This is a genomic window from Bradyrhizobium sp. CIR18 (assembly GCF_014198295.1).
GTDB lineage: Bacteria > Pseudomonadota > Alphaproteobacteria > Rhizobiales > Xanthobacteraceae > Bradyrhizobium.
Genome location: NZ_JACIHF010000005.1, coordinates 205,745 through 232,653, shown reverse-complemented (window position 1 = coordinate 232,653; position 26,909 = coordinate 205,745). Strand labels below are relative to the sequence as shown.

Annotated in this window: 18 protein-coding genes, 1 tRNA gene and 3 pseudogenes; 11 read left to right on the top strand and 11 right to left on the bottom strand. The window is 61.8% G+C overall.

The window, feature by feature from the left end; genetic code table 11:
* Nucleotides 1-165: 165 nt before the first annotated feature.
* Nucleotides 166-1,251, top strand: a complete 1,086-nt coding sequence (gene gmd, locus GGD65_RS19180; protein WP_183236251.1) for a GDP-mannose 4,6-dehydratase — start codon at nt 166-168, stop codon at nt 1,249-1,251.
* Nucleotides 1,232-2,209 carry a GDP-L-fucose synthase gene (locus GGD65_RS19175; protein ID WP_283813679.1) on the top strand — a complete coding sequence of 326 codons (978 nt, stop codon included), beginning with the start codon at nt 1,232-1,234 and terminating at the stop codon, nt 2,207-2,209. The genes gmd and GGD65_RS19175 overlap by 20 nt, the downstream gene beginning before the upstream one ends.
* Nucleotides 2,210-2,524: 315 nt before the next feature.
* Here the strand turns inward: GGD65_RS19175 and GGD65_RS19170 are convergent, their stop codons facing one another.
* The 7 genes and pseudogenes from GGD65_RS19170 to GGD65_RS19145 form a co-directional block, all read right to left on the bottom strand.
* Nucleotides 2,525-3,667, bottom strand: a complete 1,143-nt coding sequence (locus GGD65_RS19170) for an MFS transporter (protein WP_183236250.1) — start codon at nt 3,665-3,667, stop codon at nt 2,525-2,527.
* Nucleotides 3,668-4,272: 605 nt separating this feature from the next.
* Entirely contained in the window at nt 4,273-4,551 is a 279-nt protein-coding gene (locus tag GGD65_RS40205) for a hypothetical protein (protein ID WP_246783336.1), read from the bottom strand.
* 865 nt (nt 4,552-5,416) lie between these two features.
* Nucleotides 5,417-8,521: an efflux RND transporter permease subunit gene (locus GGD65_RS19160; protein WP_183236249.1), complete on the bottom strand. Its 3,105-nt coding sequence runs from the start codon at nt 8,519-8,521 to the stop codon at nt 5,417-5,419.
* 987 nt (nt 8,522-9,508) lie between these two features.
* A pseudogene (locus tag GGD65_RS41125) lies at nt 9,509-9,696 on the bottom strand (pantoate--beta-alanine ligase); the annotation flags it as partial.
* A gap of 80 nt (nt 9,697-9,776) precedes the next feature.
* Nucleotides 9,777-10,033 (bottom strand): annotated as a pseudogene (locus tag GGD65_RS41120) (pantoate--beta-alanine ligase); the annotation flags it as partial.
* Nucleotides 10,034-10,046: 13 nt separating this feature from the next.
* Nucleotides 10,047-10,494: pseudogene (locus tag GGD65_RS19150) on the bottom strand (3-methyl-2-oxobutanoate hydroxymethyltransferase).
* A 2,259-nt stretch (nt 10,495-12,753) separates the two neighbouring features.
* Nucleotides 12,754-12,897, bottom strand: coding sequence for a hypothetical protein (locus GGD65_RS19145; protein WP_183236248.1), 144 nt, complete (start codon nt 12,895-12,897; stop codon nt 12,754-12,756).
* Nucleotides 12,898-13,515: 618 nt separating this feature from the next.
* On the opposite strand from GGD65_RS19145, the gene GGD65_RS19140 reads away from it, so the two are divergent.
* A complete protein-coding gene (locus GGD65_RS19140; RefSeq protein WP_183236396.1) occupies nt 13,516-15,174 on the top strand; it encodes a recombinase family protein in 1,659 nt (552 codons plus the stop codon).
* On the opposite strand, the gene GGD65_RS19135 is transcribed toward GGD65_RS19140, so the two are convergent.
* From GGD65_RS19135 to mnmA, 4 genes are all read right to left on the bottom strand, one after another.
* Nucleotides 15,131-15,207 (bottom strand) — tRNA-Met (locus tag GGD65_RS19135). The genes GGD65_RS19140 and GGD65_RS19135 overlap by 44 nt on opposite strands.
* Before the next feature lie 307 nt (nt 15,208-15,514).
* The gene (locus GGD65_RS19130) at nt 15,515-15,871 is read right to left on the bottom strand and encodes a hypothetical protein (RefSeq protein WP_018318409.1); all 357 of its coding nucleotides are present in this window, start codon (nt 15,869-15,871) and stop codon (nt 15,515-15,517) included.
* A 144-nt stretch (nt 15,872-16,015) separates the two neighbouring features.
* Entirely contained in the window at nt 16,016-16,654 is a 639-nt protein-coding gene (locus GGD65_RS19125; protein ID WP_018318408.1) for a class I SAM-dependent methyltransferase, read from the bottom strand.
* Between the two features lie 242 nt (nt 16,655-16,896).
* Entirely contained in the window at nt 16,897-18,078 is a 1,182-nt protein-coding gene (gene mnmA / locus GGD65_RS19120; RefSeq protein ID WP_092260470.1) for a tRNA 2-thiouridine(34) synthase MnmA, read from the bottom strand.
* 343 nt (nt 18,079-18,421) lie between these two features.
* On the opposite strand from mnmA, the gene GGD65_RS19115 reads away from it, so the two are divergent.
* From GGD65_RS19115 to GGD65_RS19080, 8 genes are all read left to right on the top strand, one after another.
* Complete coding sequence (locus GGD65_RS19115) at nt 18,422-20,059, top strand: flagellar hook-length control protein FliK (RefSeq protein ID WP_183236247.1); 1,638 nt, start codon at nt 18,422-18,424, stop codon at nt 20,057-20,059.
* Between the two features lie 12 nt (nt 20,060-20,071).
* The gene (locus GGD65_RS19110; protein WP_092260466.1) at nt 20,072-20,779 is read left to right on the top strand and encodes a flagellar hook assembly protein FlgD; all 708 of its coding nucleotides are present in this window, start codon (nt 20,072-20,074) and stop codon (nt 20,777-20,779) included.
* Between the two features lie 386 nt (nt 20,780-21,165).
* Complete coding sequence (locus tag GGD65_RS19105; RefSeq protein ID WP_002714638.1) at nt 21,166-21,441, top strand: DUF1153 domain-containing protein; 276 nt, start codon at nt 21,166-21,168, stop codon at nt 21,439-21,441.
* Between the two features lie 192 nt (nt 21,442-21,633).
* Nucleotides 21,634-23,244, top strand: coding sequence for a flagellar basal-body MS-ring/collar protein FliF (fliF, locus tag GGD65_RS19100; RefSeq protein WP_183236246.1), 1,611 nt, complete (start codon nt 21,634-21,636; stop codon nt 23,242-23,244).
* A gap of 60 nt (nt 23,245-23,304) precedes the next feature.
* The gene (gene fliG / locus GGD65_RS19095) at nt 23,305-24,396 is read left to right on the top strand and encodes a flagellar motor switch protein FliG (RefSeq protein WP_018318403.1); all 1,092 of its coding nucleotides are present in this window, start codon (nt 23,305-23,307) and stop codon (nt 24,394-24,396) included.
* Complete coding sequence (locus tag GGD65_RS19090) at nt 24,396-25,019, top strand: FliH/SctL family protein (RefSeq protein ID WP_018318402.1); 624 nt, start codon at nt 24,396-24,398, stop codon at nt 25,017-25,019. Before fliG ends, GGD65_RS19090 begins: the two co-directional genes overlap by 1 nt.
* A 3-nt stretch (nt 25,020-25,022) precedes the next feature.
* Nucleotides 25,023-25,373 (top strand): flagellar motor switch protein FliN, encoded by a 351-nt coding sequence (fliN, locus tag GGD65_RS19085; RefSeq protein ID WP_018318401.1) that lies wholly within the window; start codon nt 25,023-25,025, stop codon nt 25,371-25,373.
* Nucleotides 25,374-25,406: 33 nt separating this feature from the next.
* Nucleotides 25,407-26,792 (top strand): sigma-54-dependent Fis family transcriptional regulator, encoded by a 1,386-nt coding sequence (locus GGD65_RS19080; protein WP_018318400.1) that lies wholly within the window; start codon nt 25,407-25,409, stop codon nt 26,790-26,792.
* Nucleotides 26,793-26,909 lie beyond the last annotated feature (117 nt).

The following is a 26,909-nucleotide window of genomic DNA, read 5'->3' as shown; positions in this document are numbered from 1 at the left end:
ATCAATGTATATGGTGTGCATTCCTGCATGCCGTGTATGACTGGAGCTAACGATCGCTTTCCTTTAATTGCGGGTGGAGCGCGCGTGCACATCTAGATTTTTCGAGAAACGGCTTCGCAATGGTGTTTCACAGCGAGGCTCTTTGCGGCGCAACTAAGAGAGACCATGGCGGCTCAGGACTCAAAGCGGCGCGTTGCGCTAATTACGGGCGTCACCGGGCAGGACGGCGCATATCTCGCCGAATATTTGCTCGGTCTCGGCTACACCGTGCATGGGATCAAGCGCCGGTCGTCCTCGTTCAACACCGCGCGCGTCGATCATCTTTACCAGGATCCGCATGCCGGCAACGTGCGGTTCCTGATGCACTACGGCGACATGACGGATTCGACCAATTTGATCCGCCTGATGCAGCAGATCCGCCCCACCGAGATCTACAATCTCGCAGCTCAAAGCCACGTCGCCGTCAGCTTCGAGAGCCCCGAATACACCGCCAATGCCGACGCGATAGGCGTGCTGCGCCTCCTGGAAGCGATCCGCATCCTGGGCCTGGAGAAGGAGACGCTGTTCTACCAGGCCTCGACCTCAGAGCTCTACGGCCTCGTGCAGGAGATCCCGCAGAAGGAGACGACGCCGTTCTATCCGCGCTCGCCTTACGCCGTCGCCAAGCTCTACGGTTATTGGATCACGGTGAACTACCGCGAAGCCTATGGCATGTTCGCGTCCAACGGCATCCTGTTCAATCACGAGAGTCCGATTCGCGGCGAGACCTTCGTGACCCGCAAGATCACCCGTGGTGTCGCCCGCATCGAGGCGGGTCTCGAACAGACGCTCTATCTCGGCAATCTTGAGGCCAAGCGCGACTGGGGCCACGCGAAGGACTATGTCGAGGGCATGCATATGATCCTCCAGGCTGACAAGCCGGACGATTTCGTGCTCGCCACCGGCGAGACCCGATCGGTGCGCGAGATGGCCGAGCTTGCCTTCGCGCAGGTCGGCCGCCGCGTTGAATGGCGCGGCACGGGCGTCGATGAGACCGGGGTCGACGCCAGGAGCGGCAAGACCGTGGTGAAGATCGATCCGACCTATTTCCGGCCGACCGAGGTCGATCTCCTGGTCGGCGATGCCAGCAAGGCGCGCGAGAAGCTCGGCTGGAAGCCGAAGCGGACCTTTGCCCAGCTCGTCGAGGAGATGATGGCGAGCGACCTTGCCGAGGCGAAACGGGACGCGGTCCATGGCAAGCGCAGCGTTTGAGCTGACCGGCAAGAGCGTCTATGTCGCCGGCCATCGTGGCATGGTTGGCAGCGCGCTAGTGCGCCGGCTGGCGCGCGAGGACGTCAAGATCGTCACGGTGGACCGGCGTGAGGTCGACCTCTGCAACCAGGCCGCCGTGTTCGACTGGTTCGCGCGGGTTCGGCCGCAGGTCGTATTCCTCGCCGCCGCGAAGGTGGGTGGCATCGTCGCCAACGACACGCTGCGCGCCGAGTTTATCTACGACAACATCGCGATCGCGGCGAACGTGATTCAGGCCGCGCAGCAAGCTGGCGCCGAGAAGCTGATGTTCCTCGGCTCGTCCTGCATCTATCCGAAGCTCGCGCCGCAGCCCTTGCGCGAGGACTCGGTGCTGACAGGCCCGCTGGAGCCGACCAACGAGCCCTACGCGATCGCCAAGATCGCCGGCATCAAGATGGCGGAGGCTTATCGCAGGCAGTATGGCAGCGACTTCATTAGCGTGATGCCGACCAATCTCTACGGTCCCGGCGACAATTATCATCCCGAGTACAGCCACGTAGTTGCCGCCCTGGTCCGCCGCTTCCACGAGGCGAAGCTCGCAGGCTCGAGAAGCGTGGTGGTCTGGGGCACTGGCACGCCGCGCCGCGAATTGCTCTACGTTGACGATCTCGCCGACGCCTGCATTCACCTGATGAAGACCTATTCCTCACCGGAACTTGTCAATATCGGTACCGGCGAGGACATCAGCATCGCCGCGTTAGCACTCATGGTCGCGGCCGCTATCGGTTTTCGCGGTGAGATCAGCTTTGATATGTCGCGCCCTGACGGCACGCCGCGCAAACTGCTCGACGTCGGGCGGCTGTCCGGACTCGGCTGGCGCGCCACGACCTCGCTTGAGGACGGCATTCAGCTGGCATACCGGGCATATCGCGCCGACAGCGATGGACGGCACCAGAGTGATCTGCCTGTTCCGGAATAACGGGACAATCCTAGGTAGCAATCGGCGGTCAATGTCTAACCTAGCGGACTTGCCGCCCACGTAACGACGAACTTTGCTTCGCAGTTGACAAGTGTTCATTGTCAACGACCGGCCTCGGTCGGACGCCAAAACCCAAGTGACGCGGTGTATCCTACCTACGACGCAGCCGACGACTTGCAGGAAAAGGAGAATGGCCATGACCGAGACCTGCTGCCATGAGGTTGAGAGCTCATCGTCTCTAAGCCGCTAAGCGCCGACCGCTGGACGGTCATTAGCCGGAAGCGTACTGGTGTCCCTTTCCTCTCGGCCAACGCCTTAGCGATGGTCTGTCATCATCATCCTCGCCGACAGCGTAACGATGGACATGAGCGCGCCTAACACCCCAAACGCCAAGCGCAAGCCAAACATGTGTGCGACGAGCCCAACGCCGGCGGGCCCAACGAGTATACCCGCATAGCCGACTGTCGTGATGACCGCGATCGCAACGCCCGCTGGCATCATTTTCTGTTTGCCGGCGCGTCGACAAAGCACAGGTACAACATTTGAAATACCCAATCCAATAAACAGGAACCCCGCCATAGCAATCAACGCAACGGGCGCCGCCACCACAGCCAAGAAGCCTGTTACGATCGGCAGAGTCCCGAGCATCAATGTGGCACGGTCTCCGATTCGCGCCACCACGGCATCTCCGCTGAGACGCCCTCCGGCCATTGCGATTGAGAAGAGCATACAACCAATGCCCCCGTGCGCTTCCGCGAGAAGTTCTCGTTCGACGAGAAGCAAAGCGCTCCAATCGAGCATTGCACCTTCGACAAGAAAGGTGATAGCCGCGAGCACAGCTATTAGCAACACACTGCGATGGGGCAAAACAAACGATGGCCCCTGCTGCCCCGACCCCACCGCGAGCAACCCCGGCCAGGCCGATACAATCGCGGTCGTCATTAACGCCGAACAGACCAACGTCGAGAAAAGCGGGCCAAGCTGCAGCGACATTAACGAGGTCACGGCGGCAGAGCCGGTGAATTCCCCAATGCTATACTGAGCGTGGAAGCCAGACATCAATGGACGGCCCGTGTCGCGCTCCAGTTCAATCGCATGAATGTTCATTGCTACATCGATCGAGCCGAGTGAAACGCCGAAAGCAAACAGCGTAGCACCGAGCCTGACAGGTGTGTCGGCAATTGCAAGGCACGGCAACATGATCGCGAGTCCAAGTCCACCCGCGAGGATAATGGGCTTGCTGCCGTACCGCGCATTCAATACGCTGGTCGAAAGCATCGCGATGACGGATCCTGTTCCGAGACAGAGCAGCAGAAGACCAAGCATGCGGTCATCGACCGCGAGCCGCTCCTTGGCGAGTGGCACCAAAGGCGCCCAAGCCGCGAGGCCGACTCCGGCCACAAAAAATGCGAGCCGTGTCCCAAGCAGGCCGGCTGACCAATTACCAGGAAGTATCACGGGCGCTCCTGAGAGAACGGGCTCGCGAGCGCGACGCCCCTCACCCTGCGCGCATCGCCTAATGCGACGCTATCGACAATGATGGCCTCAAGCCGGCATTCTTTATCCCTGCAAATGCAATGCCGTCACAAAAACAACTGGGACTACGTCACTAGGCGAGCGGGCGGTGATCGTCGAGCCCGTGGATACGGTGTTTCGGCTATCCCTTCCGGTTAAGCTGGCCATAAGAGGGTGACAGTTTTTGCTGATCTGCGACAACGGCCGGAGGCGCAACGCTCACTGAGCTTTGTCGCAAATGCTACAAACCCCGCAAAGCCAACGGTGCCGGACGCCACTGTGTACTTGGCGCGAACACCGCCGTAGGTTTTCCGACAGCTCTTGCAAATCGGGAGCTCTCATCACGAGTAACGGCGCTGACTCGGGGGACCAATACAAGACCGCTATCACGCGGAAGCCGTCAATGTCGGCCCCGTACTTTTGAAATTCGATTACTCCTGGTTTCAGGCGGCCAGGTAATTTCCATGACATCATTCGCGCCGCGGAAGAGGCGTCGCTCAGGTCCACGACGCGCGCGCATTCGATACCGAGGTGCCAGCCGGCATCGTTCAAGCGCTGATATCCGCAGTTCGCCTCGCTCCGACCAAATTGGACTGTGGGTAGTAAGGAGCAAGTGTAGCAGGCACAGATCCATCAGTATCGCCGCCCCTCACGTTATAAGCCCAGGCGCTCTGCACTAGATCGAGCTCGATCATCACCAGTGACAAACCGACGCCCGCATCAAAGCTCATGCAGATGCGTCGAAATATCTCCGGATCAAGCCGGCGCATGAGGTAGGAGCCCAGCAGGATGTCAAGCATGACACTGGGTATAAAAACATAGCGCAAGCTGCCGCTCTCGGGAACGAGCCGAGGTGATAGTAGACGAAGGGGGACACGCTCGATTCCACCACGCGAACCCAGGGCTAGGCCGCCGCGAAATTCGTGTTTAGCCAGCCCTGATTGTTAAACAACATCGCTAAGGGAGGGCAGGAGATAGTCGTCACCGAACGAGAGGATACCCAGCATCGACCCGAATGGCAGGCCGATCCGGCAGCTTGGCTCGATGGGGCGGCGTCAACCCGCAGCTTGCAGCACGATCAGGGAAAAAATGATCGTGTAGGCGAATTTCATCCAGCCCGGCTGGAGCGAGGTCAAGGCATGGCCGCCGAGCGCAACGCCCGGCAAGAGAAGCAAGATGGGAAACACTCGTCTCAAACGCCGGCACGCCCTTCAGATCGACGAGAAGGACGTAGACGTTGACGAAGACCTCAATGATGACCTGCGTCGGTCATGTATACGGGGCTCCTGACGACGACCGTTCTTGACCCGTTCGTCCAGGGAATTGAACTCGTGTCAATTAGTCCTAAAGGACGTTCAAACCAGCGTCATCTTTTTCAGCCAGCAACGCAACGCGATCAGACGGAAGCAAGTAGTTGTCGTTCAAGAGCCCTTGGCATAAGTGGCAACGCCATCTTTTACAGGAGAGCATGAATTCTCTTCTCCCCGGCGAGGTCGAGTTTTAGCATCCCGCTGCCGTTAAGTCCGGTGCAATTCACCTTAGCGGAGCAGGCGCGGATCACCCAAGTGTTCTTCACCGAGCACCTGATGGTCGCCAAGCTCGGCACCACGGGCGTGAAGATCTCGATGCGTAAGGGAGCGTGAAGCGGTCACAGGCTGCTTCGCTCACTACACTGAGCGTCCTTGATTGATTTTATCGCTTGACCATCTGGGCATCAGCAGCGCCGGTGAGGTCGAGCTCGGCGGCGATCTTCGCGCGGCCGGAGCTCGCATCGGCACGATGATCGGACGCGATCGCGACATACACCGCCGGCAGCACGAAGAGCGTGAACAGCGTGCCTACGGACATGCCCGCGACGAGCACGAGCCCGATCGAGAAGCGGCTCGCAGCGCCAGCTCCCGTTACGGTCATCAAGGGTATGAAGCCCGTGACCATTGCCGCAGTTGTCATCAAGATTGGACGCAGTCGGACGCGCGCCGCCATCTCTATAGCCGAGCGACGGTCAAGTCTCTCCTTGAGCTGCAGCTCATTGGCGAACGCAACCATCAGGATGCCGTGCTTGGAAATCAACCCGACCAGGGTCAACAGTCCCACCTGGGTGTAGATGTTCATCGTCGCCCAGCCAAAGAATAGCGGGATCAACGCGCCGGCGATTGCCATCGGCACGCTGATCAGGATGATGAGGGGATCCCGCAGACTTTCGAACTGTGCCGCAAGCACCAAGAATATGATTATGAGTGCAAATGCAAAGGTAATGGCCAGTTGGTTACCCTCGTGCACATATTGGCGGGCGTCGGCGAGGAAGTCGTGGCTGAAGCCTACGGGCAGTTTCTTCGCCTCGGCTTCCAGGAAGTCCACGGCCTGCCCGATCGTGACGCCGGGCATCGGGACGGCCTGAAAGGTCGCGCAGTTGAGCTGGTTGTAGTGGGTGAGCGCGTTCGGATCGGTCGCAGCCTCAATGGAGACTACGGTAGACAACGGGACCATCGAGCCCGTCGCAGCCTTCACATAATAGCTCCCGATTGCTTGCGGCGCCAGGCGTACCTCGCGTGGCACCTGCGGGATCACCTGGTAGGAGCGGCCCTGTAAATTGAAGCGGTTGACGTAGTTTCCGCCAAGTAAGGTGGCGAGCGCGTTACCGACTGTCTGCATGGTGATGCCAAGCTCGTTGGCCTTAGATCGATCAACCTTGATTCGTACCACCGGCTGGTTGAACTCGAGGTCGGAGTCGCTCACCATGAACAGACCGCTGTTCCGCGCGGCAGCCTTCAGCTTCGACATCTCCTCGTAGACGGATTGGAAGCCAAGCGTCGAATTGATCACCATCTGCACTGGTAGGCCACCCGAACCGCCAGGAAGCGGCGGCAAGCTAAAGGCAAACGCGTTAATGCCTTCGATTTTGGACAGCTCAGCCTGGACAAGGGACTTTAGCGCAATCGATGATCGCTTGCCCTCGTCCCAGGGCTTGAGCAGCATGCCGGCCATGCCAGTCTGCTGGCCGCTAACGCCATTGATCACAAAGCTCAAGTCAGTCTCTGGAAATTTCTGGAACGCGTGTTCGAGCTTGGCCCCGTAATAGTCGAGGTAGTCGATATTGGCGTATTTCGGCGCCTTGGTTAGAGCGAATACGATACCTTGATCCTCCTCGGGTGCGAGTTCCTTGGAAGTATGCATATAGAGAAAGCCGACGAGGCCCAGCATAGTCAGCGCAAACAGGGCGGTAATCGGACGATAGTCGAGCGAGCGGTCGAGCTTGTGGCCGTACCATCGTGTCATGGCACTGAGCCCGCGGTTCACAAATCTTGCAAACCGCCCCCCGTCAGCGCGCCTCAGGAAGAGGGAGCACATCATCGGCGACAGCGTCAAAGCGATCACGCCCGACACAATCACCGCTCCCGCTAGCGTAAACGAGAACTCGCGGAACAGCGCACCAGTGAGGCCGCCGAGAAATCCGATTGGGGCATACACCGCAGCCAAGGTAATCGTCATGGATACAACGGGGCCGACGATCTCGCGCGCGCCCCTTATAGCGGCCTGTAGGGGCGGCGCACCTTCGTCTAAATGGCGATGAATGTTCTCCACCACCACGATCGCGTCATCGACCACGAGACCGATCGCGAGAACCATCGCAAGGAGAGTCAGGAGATTGAATGAGAACCCCAGCGCCAGCATCATGCTGCAGACACCAACGAGCGACAACGGAATAGTGACCACAGGAATAATGACCGACCGCAGCGAGGCCAGGAATAGGAAGATTACCACCACCACGAGTACGACGGCTTCGATGAGCGTCTTCTCCACTTCATCGATCGACGATTGAATGAATTTGGTGGAGTCGTATGCCACTTTCATCTTCAGTGACGGCGGCAGGTTACGCTCTATTTCTGGAAACAGCGCCCGAACGCCTCGCACTATGTTTAGCGGATTGCCTTGCGGGCTCGCCTGAACGCCGATAAAGACCGCGTGCTCGCCGTTCATTGCGACGCTAGTGTCTGCGGTCTGTGCGGCAAGCTCGATTACCGCAATGTCCTCCATGCGCACAAAGCCACCGTCATTGGCTTTGACGATCATGCGCTTGAAATCATCGACACTCCGCAGATCCGTGTTTGCCGTGACATCAGAGATTGTGAAATAGCTCTTAGTCTGACCGGCCGCGGCCTGGAAGTTGTTAGCCGCGATTGCAGCCGAAACTTCGGCTGGCGACACGCCGTACCCTGCCATTTTCCCAGGATCGAGCCATAGCCGCATCGCAAAACTCTGGCCCCCCAGGATGTCTGCCGCTGCGACGCCGTCGACGGTTGACATAACGGGTTGCACGACGCGCGTGAGGTAGTCGGAGATCGCACTGGCCGCCAGTTCCTCGCTGGAGAAGGCGATATACATGACAGCGGTGGTCTGACCGGTCGACTTAGTGACGACCGGATCGTTTGATTCCTTCGGGATTAAGTATTTGACCGAATTAACTTTGGAGAGCACCTCGGTGAGTGCGTCGTTGGGATCGAAATTGAGCTTGATGTAGACTTGGATCGTGGAGGTACCGAGCACCGATGAGGAACTGATGTAGTCGACGCCCTCGGCGGAGGCGACTGCCTGCTCCAGGGGAGTGGTGATGAACCCCTGGATCAGGTCGGCGGAGGCGCCAGGATAGGAAGTCGTGATAGTGACGACCGTATTGGATAGCTTGGGATATTGCCGGATCGGCAGTACGGTGGCCGCGCGCAAGCCGATCAGCAAAATCAAGGAACTGATAACAATAGACAATACCGGACGTCTGATGAAAAGCTCAGTAAATGCCATCTCGACTCGCATTTCAAGGGGGATGCAAATTCGCCAGCAACTCGCGCACGGCAACGATCATCAATGCGGCGACTGCGCTAAGCCCGTGATATGAGGGAAGCGTTATCGGCTACTCTAATGGCTCGCGCGTTCCTGAGCATAACGCGCCCAATCGTCCGCTTCTCCATCTTCGTCGCTCGAATGAACGTTGACTCCGCTGTTCTGATGTCGATCACGATCTCGAATAGTCGGCACCTTCTAAAGATAAAGCCCCCCTGCCTCTCGTCTTCGCACCCGATTCGAACGCAACGATTTCTATCAAGGTAACAGTTTCAGGTTTCGCGCCGTCCCGTCGATCGAAGGATCCAGGTTCGACATCGAAAGTACAAACGACCAAACTGGTGCTCAACTCTACAAAGGTAAGTCGGTAATATAGCATGGGCTGCAAAACCCTATACCAAGGTTTGTCGAAATGGGCGCTGGTCGCAGCCGCGCGAAACTTCTAACGTTACCAGCCGCAAAGTTCTCGGTCCCACAATATTCCGTACGCACGCGTTATCGCTTCGCTAAGCCGCTAAACAAAGTCGCCTCGGAGTTGGCCCTTGGCTACGAGCTCGACGTCCCTTTTCCGAGCAGTGCCTTGAGCATTTCTTGCCGCTCAATATGCTGCGCGCGGTTTAGCCCCGCATAGCGCTACCGAGTTCGCAACCCCAATATTACGTTGTCGACCAGCCGCGTTGAGCCGACGTAGGCTGCCGCATAAAGCGCCGCGGGCGCCGCAGTGGACTGTCGGTGGGTTTGAGCGTGTGACCGTCGACAAGTTCAAGATACTGCAGGCAGTCAACTGCCTCTAAATGCCCTTGGCGACCGCAATCAGCTTTTTCTACGCTGCACTCTCCCGAGCGAAATTCGTCGAGCGCTGCGGATAGTCCACGATTGATCGCAAGGGCCCGCTGACGCTCTTCTTAGCTGAGATAGCGGTTGCGACTGCTCATTGCGAGCGCATCCTGTTCGCGAACGGTTGGTAGTGACGATCTCGATCGGGAGATTGAGATCAATTACCATCCGACGCACGAGCGCGCATTGCTGAAAGTCCTGCTGCCCAAAAACGCGACGTCAGGCTGTACCGTGTTGAACAACTTGCATACATCAGTCGCGACACCGCGAAAATATCCAGGCCTGAAGGCTTCGCACAGAGGATTCGCGAGTCGCCCAGTTCAACGAAGGTTTCGAAATGGCCCCGATTGACTTCCTGTGCATCCGGCGAGAAGAGGATCGCAACACCGCCATCGCGGCACAGTCCCTCATCACGTAAGAAGTCGCGCGGATAGGTGTTGTGATCCTCGTTGGTCCGAACTGAATGGGGTTGACGGAGATGCTGACGACCGTGACGCCGCACTGCGCCCGGCTCGCCGCGATCAGCACCATGTGGCCATCGTGGAGATAACCCATTGTCGGCACCAATCCGACCCGTTGATCGGCACCGCGGGATTTTGCGAGAGTACGGCCAGCGACCCTTGTGATCGTTTGCATGACGAGCTCTACATCAAACTGGGTTGGACGGCGCCCAGTTGGTAATTGCCTCGCCGACGCCTTCGGGAAGCCTATAGGACTCTTGCGGCCCCGGGAATGCACCACCGCGGGCGTCCGCGGCCCAGCGCGAAAGCGCATCAGGCAACTGCTGAAAGCCTTCTGCATAGGCGCGAACGAATTTGGGGCGATGACCTTCAGTTAGGCCCAGCACGTCGTGAAACACGAGCACCTGGCCTGAACAGTACGGGCCCGCGCCGATTTCGATCGTCGGTATTGTCAAGGAATTGATTACTCGAGCAGCAAGATCGGCCGGAATGCCCTCCAAATACCAAAGCGAAACAGCCGGCCTCCTGCAGGCGGTGAGCATCACGAGCAAACGCAGCGCCTCATCCGCTTTTCGACCCTGCACTTTGACCCCCCATGACATTGACGCTCTGGGGCATTAGACCGAGATGACCCATCACAGGAATCTCGCAATCCACGAGGCCACGTACCATCTCGATTCTCTTGCCGCCGCCCTGATCGAGCGCCTCGACAAACATCGATTACATTGACCGCGTTGTCCGCGCTTACCTAATCCTCCAGACATTCCGGCAAGAGCGTCAGCTGGGATCTGTCCGCGCCTTCAACGAAGCGTCCCATCCGTATCCCCCATCAGGAAACGGAAGAATCCGAGCCGACTCGAGCTTTTCCAGGACCTTGACGCGGAGGCTTGTGGCTAACGCAGCCTTGAGGAGGACCACGGCGCAGCCCTGTCGCTCGCTCTTCATCACCTTTCTGAAATAATTTCGGGACGCATCGTCGAGACACACTTGATATAATCTCCGCCAGGCTCTTCGCGGCGAGCCGCAGGCTGCTCTGTCGAGTCCCGCCACATGTAGATCGACGGCCTACACGGTTGAACTTGCAGAGCTTGTTTTGATTTCGTTGGATCAGCTCGCCGGGATATTCACGTTCATAGCGCCGCACCGGCACGGCCGTGTCAAGGTGCGCAATCGGCTCAATCCTAGCGGCCGCGGGACAGGGCTGGCGGTCGCCGGCGACAAGCCGACCTCGGTTGCGATCTATTTGCTTGTGTGGCGCTGTCGTCTCACACCTTCGGCGCATGTGGTAGGCAGGGTTTGGCTTGGCATGAAAGAGGTCTTGTGGAGCGATCACGGTCCATCGACGCCTGCCTCGCGGAACGCTTGACCCACTTGGCGACGGTCTTCGCCGAAATAACAAAGTGCAGCGCGGCTGCAGCCTTTGTCAGGCCATCTACGATGACGCTCCCCGCCATAGCCTCTCAGCCTTTCGGCGTCAGAGGCGCATCCTTATAGGTGCCCATCGATCCTCCGGGAGTGGGCTAAAGCTTTGACAACTTTGCTCCCTCGTTCAGGACCGGTTGGACAACCTACCGAAAGCTCATACTAGTGGTCTCACAGACATCCTACCCGAACCGGCTGACACCCAGGCGGCTCCTCTAAAAGCGCGCGTATGCGCGCAGCGATCTGCCGTGCTTCCTTGGGCCGCAGGTTAGGCTTCATACAATCGAGTATGGCTAGCATCGCCCGAACTTCGTCGATGTTTAATGTCGCGACCTTGCGATCTGATAGTCCCAGCGACTGATCGGCAGCACGGACCTGATTGGCTACAAGTACCGCAAGCGCTTGCGACCGCAGGGACGCGATATGCCGCTCGAATGTATGCATTTATTGGCCTGTAGCTGCCCTGGGCATGTTGTCGCAAGCGCTGTTGGCAACCCGGTCGCACAGACTGGGGTCGGCCACCTTTGCTCCCAAGAGGCTCAAATTCTCAAGGGCTACCAAGCTGTATCTTCGAGAAGTAACGAAGGGCACCTACCAAAACCGGTCGGTCCCGTCCTCATCGGCGACTCTCTAAGCTCGGTCTTTGCCTCGAAGAAACTGGAGACACCAGCATTTCCAGACACGTGCGCGTTGCATAAACAAGAATGATAGGCCAAACGCACATGAGAGACCCAAGAATGTTGGCGGAGTAAATCCAGACGAAGCGCGATAGGAGCAGTCCGTTGGAAAGATATCCGAGACCTCGAAAGCCGCGACAGGGAGAACCGCCTTGAAGAATCGGAGAGGCTGTCGGTGCCGTCATCGGCCACACATGGCGGAGACAATTGCATCAAGACAACAGCGGACGGAATTCAGGCAATCTCCTTTCCCTCCTGAGCGTTGCTGATGATTATCGGAAGCAGTGCGGACGCGACTCGGCGTCATTTGGTTGCGCTGGAGCAGACGCTGTCCCTACCCCGCCCGCACTGCCAGCTGAACTTAGCAGAACTTGACTCAGCGCTTGTCCCCCACGCATACACAGGGGCAGCGCTGTACCTGTCACCCAGCTAACTGCTCCAAACTCAGCTTGAAGTGACGGCAAGAAGCTGATCGGGAGCTTATCGCTCGCAAAACGAGCAAAATCGACGGAACGAGAACTAATCCGTGAGTTGGAAGCAGTGCGGACGCGGCCCGGCGCCTGACGGTCTGGGGGCATCATGAGGCACTATCCTGCCGCATCCGCAGTGCAATGAGCTTAACGGAAGCGTGACTCGGCACATGGTGGTCCTTCAGCTCATGCGCTGTCCCTGCCACGCCCCCGTTAACCAACGATTTCTTATCAGGGCTGGCTTACCGAAAGCTGACAGAGCTGCGCAGCAGTTTACAAAATGAAAGGCCCTGTGGCCCGCTTGCCATCGGCAGCAATATCGACGTTTACGCCTCGGACAATAGCCATTCGGCGCGCTTGCGATCAGCGGTGAAATAATAATCGCGCGTCTTGCCATCGGCGTGCAGGAAGCCATAGTAGCCGCGATCGTTCGTCTTGATCTTGACGACGCCATCGAGCGTTTCAGGCATTTGGCGGAAGCCGGACATTTCGCGCGCGGGTTTCGACCCATACCTTGTCTGCCACAGTCAAAGCTGACCCGCGTATGCGGCGCGTCTATCTGGTCGCGTTGCAGCCGACGAGATCGCGCTCGTGAAAGTAGGCGGTTAGCTCACGGTCGTAACCCTCGCCAAGCGCCGCGTGTGGCGGCTCCGATTGTTCGGTCTTCGCGGAAGACAATGATTCGCGCCCAAACTCGCGAACTCGTTTTCAGGGAACTGGAAATTTCGTCATCACGCAAGACTTTGGTCCTGGCTGGAGAGGGCGTGCGCTTCCCAGCGGCATCAATTCCGCCTAAGCAAAGCCATTGGCTCCTCTCTTTTTCTTCGCCTGGGCATCCGATTGCACGACGAGCTCATAGCGGCCGTTGCACCTAGTTTTCATCCGAGCAGGATGCTCGAAATGATCAGTTCCCCCCACGTCTTGTCGACTGGCCCCAGCGCAGGTGCGTGCACCTCGTTGAGCTGCGCGATGGCCTAAAGGTTCGGTCGTGCGGGAAGCCGATCGCAACTTTCCCTTGCAGACAAATCCAGACAAGGCGATCTTACGTCTCGCGCGAGTACTAGCCCGTGTGGCCGCGAGGGAAGATCATGAAAGACAGCTCATCGAGCGAAACGATAAGGAAAAGAGCGACGATCTATGCTCGATTCTCAACCGATCTACAGAACGAGAGATCGATTGATGATCAGCTTTCACTTTGTCAGAGCTATGCCGAGCGCGAATGCTTAACTGTGGTCAGCACCTATGAGGATCGGGCCCGTTCGGGTGGCTCAGTCATGGGACGCGAAGGCCTTCTTCGGATGTTGGACCAAGCGCGGGAGAAATCCTTTGACGTGGTAATCGTCGAAGCGCTCGATCGTCTTTCTCGCGATATGGAAGATCTCGCAGGCATCCATAAGCGGCTGTCTTTTCTCGGAATCGAGATCCGGGCAGTTCACGAAGGTGTTGTCAACACCGTGCTGGTCGGCCTTCGCGGCTTGGTCGGACAACTCTATCGTGAAGACAACGCTCACAAGGTGCGTCGTGGCCAGGCAGGGCGGGTCAAGCAAGGTTTGGCTGGAGGTGGCCTGACATACGGATACGCCGCGGTTGCCGGAAAAAGCGGCGAGCGGGTCGTCCTCGAGACCGAGGCACAAGTGATCCGGCGCATCTTTCAGGAATACGTGGACGGTCGAACGCCTCGCGAGATCGCACACGATCTCAACAAGGAAAGGGTATCACCTCCGCGGGGGCGCGCATGGAATGCTTCAACTATTAATGGCAACGTTCAGCGTGGCGCCGGAATTCTGCAGAACGAGCTTTATGTAGGGCGCCTCGTTTGGAACAAGGTCAGGATGGTGAAAGATCCCGACTCGGGAAAGCGCCTGTCACGACCGAATCCGAGGAGTGATTGGCAGATTGCTGAAGTGCCGCATCTTGCAATTGTCGGTCCAGAGTTGTTCACAGCTGCCCAGCAACGCAAAGGGGAGCGCAGCCACGGCCACCCCAGCCATCAACGTCGGCCCCGTCGGATGCTATCTGGCTTACTCCATTGCGGTTCATGCGGCTCGGGTATGGCAACGAATGGACGGGACAAATCGGGGCGCGTTCGGATTCGCTGCTCGGCGGCCACCGAAAGTGGCACGTGTCCTGACGCCAAGACGTTCTATTTAGACACGGTCGAGAGCGCAGTCCTCAGCGGGCTAAAGGCCGAATTGCGTGCGCCGAACGTTCTTTCGGAGTACGTGCGCACATATCTAGAGGAGCGGAAGCGCCTCGCAGCTACATCAAACGCAAAACGGCAGCGCCTTGAGCAGCAGCTTGGGCAATTGAACCGGGAAATCGAACGACTGGTGGATGCGATCGCAAAAGGGCATGGCGATCCGTCTGTTCTCGGACCGCGATCAACCGCACTGGATGCCAAACGAAAGCGGATATCCGAGGAGTTGCAGAGTGAACCGCTCGCCCCGAAGGAAGTCGCGCTGCATCCGGCCATCCTCAAACGATACGAGGATCAACTCGGTCGGCTTGAAGAAGCACTAGCAGAAGGTGCCAGTGGGGGCGACGGAGAGGCCGCAGAAGCCATCAGAGACCTGGTCGAGACGGTGACTGTGTTCCGCGATCCAGCTCGCCCAGGTGGTATAGCCGTGGAGATAGCAGGCCGGCTAAATGCCCTGCTCGGGGAAAAGGCCTATCCCAACCACGTTAAAGGAGTGTGGGGAAAGGTGGTAGCGGGAGAGGGACTCGAACCCCCGACCCCAGGATTATGATTCCCGTGCTCTAACCAGCTGAGCTACCCCGCCACAGGGCTCGCGAACGGCTGCTATGGCCGATCTCGCGAACGCGCGGCATATAAAGAAGGGGGCGGGCGTAAGTCAATCCGCCTTCGCTAAAAGCTTCCACCTTCGCCAAGGCTTTCTTCGCCAAGGCTTTCTTGGCCAAGGCTTCGGCGGGACAAGTCGGCGAGAAAAGGCCGATTTGGGCGCCGGATTTGCCCGTTTGAAGACCGGACTCGTGGAGAATCCCCTTTACCCGGATCGCATCTGCGACGCGCTCCGGCCTCTCCCCGCAGGCGGGGAGAGGCGAAGGGCGCGAGAAGCGCGAAATCGCTTATTTCGGCCGCACGTTCGGGTCGCCGCCGGGGCTGCCCGGGGGCGGGATCACCGGGGTATTGCCGCCGGTTTCGGGGGCCGGGGCGTGCATCTCGGGGTCGACACCCGCGGGCGGGCACAGCACGCCGTCGGACTTTGCCAATCTGTCGCCGAGCGGTTCCCGGGACTGGCCGGTGGTGGTGCCGTCGGCCTGGCGGTTCGGGCGGTCCTGCGGGGTGCAATTGGCCGCATGTTGCGGGGATGGCGGCGCGGTCGCTTGCGGCGGCGTCGCCGGGGCGGGCGGCGCCTGCGCGATCGCGCTGCCGGAGGCGGCGATCAGCAGGCTGGCCAGGATGATGTTTGATGTCGTGCGCATGGGAGGGAAACGCGCAGGGCGTGCGGCCTGTTCCCGGCGGGAATGCGATGTGATCGGGCTATTCGCCGCGTTCTCGATGCACCTCTCCCGCTTGCGGGGAAGGAAGCGCACTGCCGGCTTGGCTGTTATCGAGACAAACCGCGATCAGGCTTTGTGGTAGCGGATCAGCGAAAAGTGCCCCATCGGCGGCATCGGCCTCCGCTCGGCCAGCGTGACGCCGCCGTGCCTGGCGGCCCAGCCCTCGAGGCGGGCCCACGGGAATTCCGGGCGCCAGCCGAGGCGGCGGGCGACGGGGGCGAAGGCGAGCTCGAACAGCTTGCGCGGGCCGGTCTCGGCGCCGATGTGGTTGACCAGGATCAGCTCGCCGCCGGGCTTGAGCACGCGCACGAACTCGTCGAGCGTGCCTTCGGGATCGGGCACGGCGGTGATGACATATTGCGCCACCACCGCGTCGAAGAAGTTTTCGGGGAAGGCGAGGTTCTTCGCATCCATCACCGAGAGCACTTCGACATTGGAGAGCCGAAGCGCACGCACGCGCGCCTGCGCCTTGCGCAGCATCGGCTCGGAGATGTCGACGCCGCAGATCTTCGTGGTGCGCGAATAGTCGGAGAGCGAAAGCCCGGTGCCGACGCCGACATCGAGGATGCGGCCGCCGATGCGGTCCGCCTCTGCGATGGTCGACTGCCGTCCGGCGTCGAACACCTTGCCGAACACGAGATCATAGACCGGCGCCCAGCGGCCATAGGCCTTCTCGACCCCGGCCCGCGAGATGTCTGCTGCCATGCCCCTGCCCTAACAAAAACTCTGGAGAGTAATAGCTGTTGGTGAGATCAAATCCAGCCCCGCGCGCGGTCTAGCGCCTCTCCCGCTTGCGGGAGAGGTCGACACGCTCGCAAGAGCGTGGCGGGTGAGGGTTTTTTCCTCTCGCGAGATATCGCGTGTGGAGAGAGCCCCCTCCCCAACCCTCCCCCGCAAGCGGGAGAGGGGGCGCACCGCTGGTGCCGCGAGGATGCGATTCATTATCCTTAGCCGCGCACCGCTTCAGCGAGCGGCCTCGCTGCGTTGCTTGCGACCTTCGCGGCGGCGCTCTGAATAAAGCCGCCGCCGAGCACGCGCGCCTGCCCTGAGGGCGCGTCGTAGAACACGCAGGCCTGGCCGGGCGAGACACCCTCCTCGCCGGCGACGAGCTCGACCTCGTAATGACCATCGCTGCCGCGCAGCCATGCCGGCTGGGGGCTGCGGGTCGAGCGCACGCGCACGAACAATTCGAGGCCGGCGCCGATGGCGCGGTCGATGTCGCCGCCGCCGATCCAGTTGACGTCGCGAAGTGCGATGCGGTGCATCTTCAAGGCATCGCGCGGGCCGACGACGACGCGGCGGGTGGCGGCCTCCAGCCGCACCACGAACAGCGGCGCGTGGGCGGCGATGCCGAGGCCGCGGCGCTGGCCGACGGTGAAATTGGCGATGCCGTTGTGCCGGCCGAGCACGCGTCCATCGAGATCGACGATGTCGCCGGGGTCCATCGCATTGGGGCGCAGGCGCGTGATGATGTCGGTGTAGCGTCCCGTCGGCACGAAGCAGATGTCCTGGCTGTCGTGCTTGTCGGCGACGGACAGGCCAAAGCGGCGCGCGAGCTCGCGCGTCTCGGGCTTGGTCATGTCGCCGAGCGGGAAGCGCAGGAAGTCGAGCTGTTCTTGCGTGGTCGCAAACAGGAAATAGCTCTGGTCGCGGTCGGCGTCGGCCGCGCAGACCAGCGCGCGCGAGCCGTCTTCGCGGCGGCGCGAGGCGACGTAATGGCCGGTGGCGAGCGCCTGCGCGCCGAGCTCGCGCGCGGTCTTCAGGAGGTCGCGGAATTTGACGCTGCGGTTGCACTCGATGCACGGCACCGGCGTCTCGCCGAGCGCGTAGCTGTCGGCGAAATTGTCGATGACGGACTCGCGGAAGCGATCCTCGTAGTCGAGCACGTAATGGGGAATGCCGAGTTTTGCCGCGACGTCGCGGGCGTCGTGGATATCCTGGCCGGCGCAGCAGGCGCCCTTGCGGTGGGTCGCCGCGCCGTGGTCGTAGAGCTGCAGCGTGATGCCGACGACGTCGTAGCCTTCCGCCTTCAGAAGCGCAGCCGTCGTCGAGGAATCGACGCCGCCCGACATGGCGACAACGACCCTGGTGTCCTCAGGACGGCCTTCGAGATCCAGACTGTTGAGCATGGGCCTTAAGGGTTGTGACGGCGTGCGGCGATCCGCGATTTCATGCTTCTCGCGGGACGTCGGCGATCCCCGGGAACTATAGTTCCCGCAAGGCACGACTGCCCGGTCGAAAGCGGCCGAGAGTAACCTCTTTAATATAGGCGGCATTCCGGTGAAGCAATCACGGGGGCGGCCAGCTTAGGGCAATTCTTGCCGGGGAGGCAGAAATGGCGGGGTGGCGACGGGCCCTGCGGCGACGGGCTTTAATAATTAAGATATTGATTTTGCTATACAAATATACTTGGAAGGGCAGTGGCCCGCTCCTTGCTCCCCTGAGGCCGAAGATGTTTCCAAGGGGTCGCCTGTGGTCAGTCGTACGTCAGATGTCGTGGCCAGCGTGCAAGTGTCGAGCGCGCAGCAAAAGCCTGCGCGGTCGCAGAGCACCAGGGAGCCGTCCGCGAACGACTCCTTCAGGTCGCTGGTCGACAGCAACACCCAGGCGATCAACACCAATGCAGCCTCGCAGGCCCAGGATAGCGCGCCGCGGCGGAACGATTCGTCCTCCGCGGACAAGGGCCCGCGCGACACCTCCTCCACCGATCAATCCTCGCAGAGCAGGGCGAGCGACGACACCGACACCTCCGCGCCCGCCAGGAACGACAAGACGAACGACAAGGCGAACGACACGACCACCGATGCGGCCAAGGACGCCGGCACGGCCAAGGACAAGGTCAAGGACAAGTCCGAGGCGTCAGACGCCAAATCGGCTGATGCATCCGAGAAAACCAAGGACGACCAGACCGAGGGCACCGACACGCTCACCGCCGCAATCGATGCCGCGACAACGGCACCGGCCGACGCGGCGCAGGCCGTGCCCGATCCGAACGCGATCGTGGTTGCCGCGCCGGTCGTCCCGGCCGATCCCAACGCGGCGGCGAACCAGGCCGCCACCGCCTCGCCGCTGACAATCGCCGCCGCCGGCATCGCCGCCAGCGCTTCGACCGCGGCGCAGATCGCGGGCACCAAGACCGACACCGCCACGCCCGCCGACAAGAGCGCCAAGACCGCCGGCGCCAAGGTCGATGCCGACACCACCGCGACGCTGGCCGATGCCGCGACCGGAGCAACCGACGCGGCCACGACCGACGCCAAGGCGACCGGCGGGCTGATCCCCGTCAACCAGGGCACGCCGAAGACCTCGTTCCAGGCCGCCGTCGCCACCGCGCAAGGACAGTCCGACGTCTCCAATATCGGCCAGGACGCCGGCACGGCGAACCCCGCGGTGACGCAAGCGCCGGGCACTGCGACCGCCGACGCCGCCGCGCATGCGCAAAGCGCCAAGCCGCAGGCAGATGGCGCAGCGACCGAGGCGAAGCCCGGCGCAGCGGACCTTACGCCCGACGCGATCCCGGCCGCACCGGCCGCCCAGGCCCATGCCAATGCGCACGCCGCCTTCAACACCGCCGACACCAGCGCGCAGGCCGCCTCCGCGATGCAGGCGCCGCTGACCAACACGACCTCGACCGCGTCCGCTTCGACGGCGACGCTGACCGCGACCGCGGCCAGTGCGACGGCGGTGCCGATCAACGGCGTGCCGATCGAGATCGCGGCCGCCATCCGCTCCGGCAAGTCCCGCTTCGACATCAGCCTCGACCCGGCCGAGCTCGGCCGCATCGACGTCCGCATCAATGTCGACCGCAACGGCAACGTCACCTCGCATCTCACCGTGGAGAAGCCGGAGACCCTGCAGATGCTGCGCCAGGACGCGCCGCAATTGCAGCGCGCGCTCGACGATGCCGGCCTCAAGTCCGGCAGCAACGGGCTGTCCTTCAGCCTGCGCGACCAGAACTCATCGGGCCAGAACTCCGGCCAGAACAACGACAATGGCGGCAATGCCCGCCGGCTGATCATCAGCGAGGACGACACTGTTGCCGCCGCACCCGTCGGACGCGGCTATGGCCGCATGTACGGGCCGAGCAGCGGCGTCGACATCAGAGTGTAAAGGAGTATCGACATGACCACCACGACTGGCGCTACCGCTCCTGCTGTCGTCTCCGGGACGACCGACCTGCCGAAATCCTCCTCGTCGAACTCGCTGAGCTCGACCACGGGATCGACGCTCGCCGGCAATTTCCAGACCTTCCTGACGCTGCTGACGACGCAGCTGCAGAACCAGAACCCGCTGGATCCGCTCGACACCAACCAGTTCACCCAGCAGCTGGTGCAGTTCGCCGGCGTCGAGCAGCAGCTCAAGACCAACGATGCGCTGTCGCAGCTCGTCACCCTGCAGCAGACCACGCAGGCGACCCAGGCGCTGGGCTTCGTCGGCAAGACCGCCCTGGTCGACGGCTCGACCGCGAGCATGACCAAGTCGACCGCCACCTGGCATCTCAACGTGCCGACCGACTCCACCGTCGACATCACCGTCGCCAATGCCAGCGGCCAGACCGTGTTCACCGGCAAATATACCGCCGCCGCCGGCACCGACATTCCCTTCACCTGGAACGGCATGGGCAATGACGGCACGCAATGGCCCGACGGCAAGTACACGATCACGGCGACGGGTAAGGACGTCGCCAACAACACTGTCGGCATCGCCGCCCAGGTGCAGGGCGTCGTATCGTCTGTCGACCTGACCCAGTCGCCGCCCCTGCTCACCATCGACGGCGCCAGCTACACCCTGAGCCAGGTGAAGAGCATCATCGCCACCAGCAGCAATTAAGGTACGCGCCGCGCGCCAAACGTCATCCCCGCGAACGCGGGGATCCATGGCCCCAGGGAGAAGTTTGGCGAAGACCAGGGGTTAGGAAGTCATTCTTGGTACTGCTGCCCGCGTCTCATCGATAGATCACGCGGTATGGGTCCCTGCTTTCGCAGGGACGACATTGAGGGCCTCCGCAACACCGCGCTGCGGCTCCATTCGTTAGTAAAGTATTTACGAAGACCCCCTCGACCGGCCCGGATTCCGCCGTTCCGCCGGCCGACACGGCGCCGTTCCAGCCATTTTCAACGAGAATTGTATTGAAGCCTTAGGCTTAGCGGATTTTTAAGCCGCCGGGCGTAGGGTTACGGGCGTGAGTTCAGTGGTTGAGAGTTTGTGAGTACGCCATGACAGAACCCCATCGCCCGAGGGTAAAATACGTCATCGGGCCGGACGGCAGTCCGTTGACGATCGCGGATCTGCCTGCACCCGGCACCAAACGCTGGGTCATCCGCCGCAAGGCCGAAGTCGTCGCCGCCGTCCGTGGTGGACTTCTCTCGCTCGAGGAGGCCTGTAGCCGTTATACCCTGACGGTCGACGAATTCCTCTCCTGGCAGTTTTCCATCGACCAGCATGGTCTGGCGGGTCTTCGCACCACCCGCATCCAGCAATATCGCCAGTAGGCGATCCGGAAATCTGCGGCTTTTGACGAAAATCGGCCTCGCCCTGCGAGGCCGATTTTTTTCATATCCGCCCTTTGCGCGACTTTTGTCCGACCTCTTAACCTTCGTTAACCATATCGAAACCATCACCTAGGCAATAATTGCCCAGTCGGCCTTTCCGGTGAAAGCGGCCGAATCTGTTGGGGCGGTTGCTTGCAAGGTCTTGCGGACTTTTTGAAGAGTATCGGCGCCGCCCGGTTCGGGGCGATGATCGCGGTCACCGCCGCGCTCATCGGCTTTTTCGCGTTCGTCATCATGCGCGTCACCACGCCGCAGATGACGACCCTGTTCACCGACCTCAGCGTCGAGGATTCCTCCGGCATTATCAAGGACCTGGAGCGCCAGGGCATCCAGTTCGAGATCCGCAACGAGGGCAGCATCATCATGGTGCCCAAGGACAAGGTCACCCGCCTGCGGATGAAGCTCGCCGAGGGCGGCCTGCCCAAGGGCGGCGGCGTCGGCTACGAGGTGTTCGACAAGTCGGACGCGCTCGGCACCACCTCCTTCGTCCAGAACATCAATCACCTCCGCGCGCTGGAAGGCGAGCTCGCCCGCACCATCCGCGCCATCGACCGCATCCAGGCCGCCCGCGTCCATCTGGTGCTGCCCGAGCGCCCGCTGTTTGCGCGCGAGGCGCCGGAGCCGTCGGCCTCGATCGTGGTCCGCGTCCGCGGCTCGCTGGAAGCCCAGCAGATCCGCGCCATCCGCCACCTCGTCGCCTCCGCCGTCAACGGGCTGAAGCCGCAGCGCGTCTCGATCGTCGACGAGGCCGGCCAGCTGCTCGCCGACGGCGCCGCCACCGATCCGGAGCAGGCGGTCGGCGACGAGCGCCGCATCTCCTTCGAGAAGCGGATGCGCAAGCAGGTCGAGGACATCGTCTCCTCCGTGGTCGGCTCGGGCCGCGCCCGCGTCCAGCTCTCCGCCGATTTCGACTTCAACAAGATCACCCAGACCTCGGACAAGTTCGACCCCGAGGGCCGCGTGCTGCGCTCGAGCCAGACCCGCGAAGAGCAGAGCATGACCGCCGACAACAACGGCCAGGTCACCGTCAACAACGAGCTGCCCGGCAACCAGCAGAACAACGGCGTCGCGGCCAAGGACCAGAGCAAGAAGTCCGAAGAGACCAACAATTACGAGATTTCCCGCACCACCAAGACCGAAGTGACCGAGGCCGGCCGGGTCAACCGCATCTCGGTCGCGGTGCTGGTCGACGGCATCTATTCCAAGAACGACAAGGGCGAGCTGGCTTACCAGGACCGCACCAAGGAGCAGCTCGACCGCATCGCCACGCTGGTGCGCTCGGCGATCGGCTTCGACCAGAAGCGCGGCGACCAGGTCGAGGTCGTCAATCTGCGCTTTGCGGATGCGCCCTCCACTGCCCCGATCGGCGAGCCCGGCGGCCTCCTCGGCATGCTCCAGTTCACCAAGGACGACGTCATGTACTTCGTCGAGCTCGGCGTGATGATGCTGCTCGGCCTGATCGTGCTGTTTCTGGTGATCCGCCCGCTGGTCAAGCGCATCCTGGCCTCCGACGAAGTCGCCGCCGCCATCTCCGGCGTTCTTGCCGGCCCGGCGGCCTCGGAAGAGAGCGCGCCGGCCGGCCAGGCACTGCTGCCGAGCGGTACCGCCAGCGCGATCGACGTCGCCACCATCCAGGGCCAGGTCCACGCCCAGTCCGTTCATCGCGTCGGCGAGCTCGCCGAGCGCAACCCCAACGAAACCGTCGCCATCATCCGCCAGTGGCTGACCGAACCAGCCAAGTAATCCCAGTCAAGTAATCCCAGCCAAGTAATCCTAGCCAAGTGAATCAAGAAGTGATCTGACATGGCCGCCAGTCTACAAAACGCCAACTCGAACGACATCACCAGCGTGATCTCCACGCTCGGCCAGCGTGCCGGCAACCGCGCGGGCGCCCAGACCGAGGCGGTGACGGGACCCAAGCGCGCCGCGATCCTGATGCTCGCGCTGGGCGAGCAGTATGGCGGCAAGATCTGGTCGATGCTCGACGACGACGAGGTGCGCCAGCTTTCGCTGGAGATGTCGACGCTCGGCACCGTCGAGGTCGACACGGTCGAGGACATGCTGCTCGAATTCGTCTCGCGCATGTCAGCCTCGGGCGCGCTGATGGGCAATTTCGACGCCACCGAACGGCTGCTGCAGCAATACCTGCCGCCGGAGCGCGTCAACGGCATCATGGACGAGATCCGCGGCCCCGCGGGGCGCAACATGTGGGAGAAGCTCTCCAACGTGCAGGAAGAGGTGCTCGCCAACTATCTCAAGAACGAATATCCGCAGACCATCGCAGTGGTGCTGTCGAAGCTGAAGCCGGAGCATGCCGCGCGTGTGCTCGGCATCTTCCCCGAGGAGCTTGCGCTCGACGTCGTCAATCGCATGCTGAAGATGGAAGCGGTGCAGAAGGAGGTGATCGAGAGCGTGGAGAAGACCCTGCGCACCGAATTCATGTCCAACCTGTCGCAGACCCGCCGCCGCGACGCCCACGAGGTGATGGCGGAAATCTTCAACAATTTCGACCGGCAGACCGAGACCCGCTTCATCACCTCGCTGGAAGAGGACAACCGCGAATCGGCCGAGCGCATCAAGGCGCTGATGTTCACCTTCGACGACCTCGTGAAGCTGGATTCCGGCTCGGCCCAGACGTTGATGCGCAACGTCGACAAGGACAAGCTCGGTGTCGCGCTCAAGAGCGCCAACGAGGACGTCCGCAACTTCTTCTTCGGCAACATGTCCTCGCGCGCGGCCAAGATGCTCCAGGACGACATGGCGGCGATGGGCCCGGTGCGGCTGCGCGACGTCGACGAGGCGCAGGCGCTGCTGGTCAACCTCGCCAAGGATCTCGCCGCCAAGGGCGAGATCATGCTGACCAAGAACCGCGCCGACGACGAGCTGGTGTACTGATGGCCGCTCCGGCAAAATTCCTGTTCGATACCGACTTCGCGGCGCCCGAGCGGACGACGCGCGAGAAGGCCGCGACCGCCGCGGAGATCGCCCAGAAGGTCGCGGAAGCCGAGGCGCGCGCCTATCAGGACGGCTTTGCCGCCGGCCAGCAGGAGGCCAAGGCCGAGAGCGACCGCCGTGTCGCGCTTGCCATGGAAGAGATCAATATCGGCATCCGCGGCATCGCATCCGGCATCGGCAACATCGAATCCAAGATGGAAACCGAGGCGGTCGACGTCGCGGTGGCAGTCGCGCGCAAGCTGTGCGCCGACCTGGTCGCTGCCGAGCCGCTCGGCGAGATCGTCGCACTGGTCAAGGACTGCTTCTCGCATCTGGTCGCGACGCCGCATCTGGTGGTCCGCATCAACGACGCGCTCTACGACAGCGCACGCGAGAAGATCGAGCGGCTCGCCAAGCAGAGCGGCTTCGAAGGACGGCTGGTGATCCTGGCCGAGCCGGAGATTGCGACCGGCGACTGCCGGATCGAATGGGCCGATGGCGGCGTCGTGCTGGAGCGCGGCGCCATCGCGGCCAAGATCGACGAAATGGTTGGACGCTATGTCGCGTCCCGCAGGGGGAGCTAAGCCATGAGCGACACCGACGGACAGGTCCCGCTGCCCGATCTCAACGGCCCGATGCCGCCCACCGGCACGGACGTCGGCTACAACGAGGACGAATATGCGGCGCGCGCCGCCGCCGACCTCGAGGCGGTGTTCGACGTTCCCGTGCAGGTCTCGGCTGTGCTCGGCCGCTCGAAGATGGACGTCAGTGAGCTGTTGAAGCTCGGACCCGGCACCGTGCTCGAGCTCGACCGCCGCGTCGGCGAGGCCATCGACATCTACGTCAACAACAAGCTGGTCGCCCGTGGCGAGGTCGTCCTGGTCGAGGACAAGCTCGGCGTGACCATGACCGAAATCATCAAGACCGAACGCAGCTGATAGCGCGCGCGACCAGACGGACAGGAGACTGACATGCGGCTTCTCATCGTTGGCACATTGAAGGGCCAGCTCACCACCGCCACCAAGATCGCGATGGACAACGGCGCCACCGTGACCCATGCCGAGGACCACGAGCAGGCCATGCGCGTGCTGCGCGGCGGCAAGGGCGCCGACCTCCTGCTGGTCGACGTCGCCCTCGACATCCGCGACCTCGTGATGCGGCTCGAGGCCGAGCACATCCACGCCCCGATCGTCGCCTGCGGCATCACCAACGACGCCCGCGCCGCGGTCGCCGCGATCCACGCCGGCGCCAAGGAATACATCCCGCTGCCGCCGGAGCCGGAGCTGATCGCCGCGGTGCTGGCCGCGGTCGCCAACGATTCCCGCGAGCTGGTCTATCGCGACGAGGCGATGGCGAAGGTGATCAAGCTGGCACAGCAGATCGCCGGCTCGGACGCTTCGGTAATGGTCACCGGCGAGTCCGGAACGGGCAAGGAAGTGCTGGCCCGCTACGTCCATACCCGCTCAGCCCGCGCCAAGCGCCCCTTCATCTCGATCAACTGCGCCGCGATCCCCGAGCATCTGCTGGAATCCGAGCTGTTCGGCCACGAGAAGGGCGCCTTCACCGGCGCGGTCGCGCGCCGCATCGGCAAGTTCGAGGAGGCAACCGGCGGCACGCTGCTGCTCGACGAAATCTCGGAGATGGACGTCCGCCTGCAATCCAAGCTCTTGCGCGCCATCCAGGAGCGCGTGATCGACCGCGTCGGCGGCACCAAGCCCGTGCCGGTCGACATCCGCATCATCGCGACCTCGAACCGCAACCTCGCGGAAGCGGTGCGTGAAGGCACGTTCCGCGAGGACCTCCTGTTCCGCCTCAACGTCGTGAACCTGAAGATCCCGCCGCTGCGCGAGCGCCCCGCCGACATTCTGGAGCTCGCCCAGCATTTCGTGAAGAAATATGCCGAGGCCAACGGCGTGCCGATGCGCCCGATCTCGGCGGAGGCGCGCCGCGTGCTCTCGGCCAACCGCTGGCAGGGCAACGTCCGCGAGCTCGAGAACACCATGCACCGCGCGGTGCTGATGGCGCAGGGCGACGAGATCGGCCCCGACGCCATCATCACCCCGGACGGCGACCGCCTCGACCTCGCCAAAACCGCGCCGGCGGTGGCGCACGCCACGATGGCCGCCGAGCAGGTGACACGCGCGCTGGTCGGCCGCACGGTTGCGGATGTCGAGCGCGACCTGATCCTGGAGACGCTGAAGCATTGCCTCGGCAACCGGACCCATGCCGCCAACATCCTGGGCATCTCGATCCGCACGCTGCGCAACAAACTCAACGAATATTCCGACGGCGGCATCCCGATCACCCCTGCGGGAACGCCGGGCGAGTATCCGCGGATGCCGATGATAGGGGCGTAGGGCGGCGCTCACTCTGGTTGAGATAATCGCGAATGCCCGGGCTGGTCACGGGCATTCTTGTTTGTGCACCGAACCCACCGCGCTCCCGCTATCGTCCCTGCGTTCGCAGGGACGACG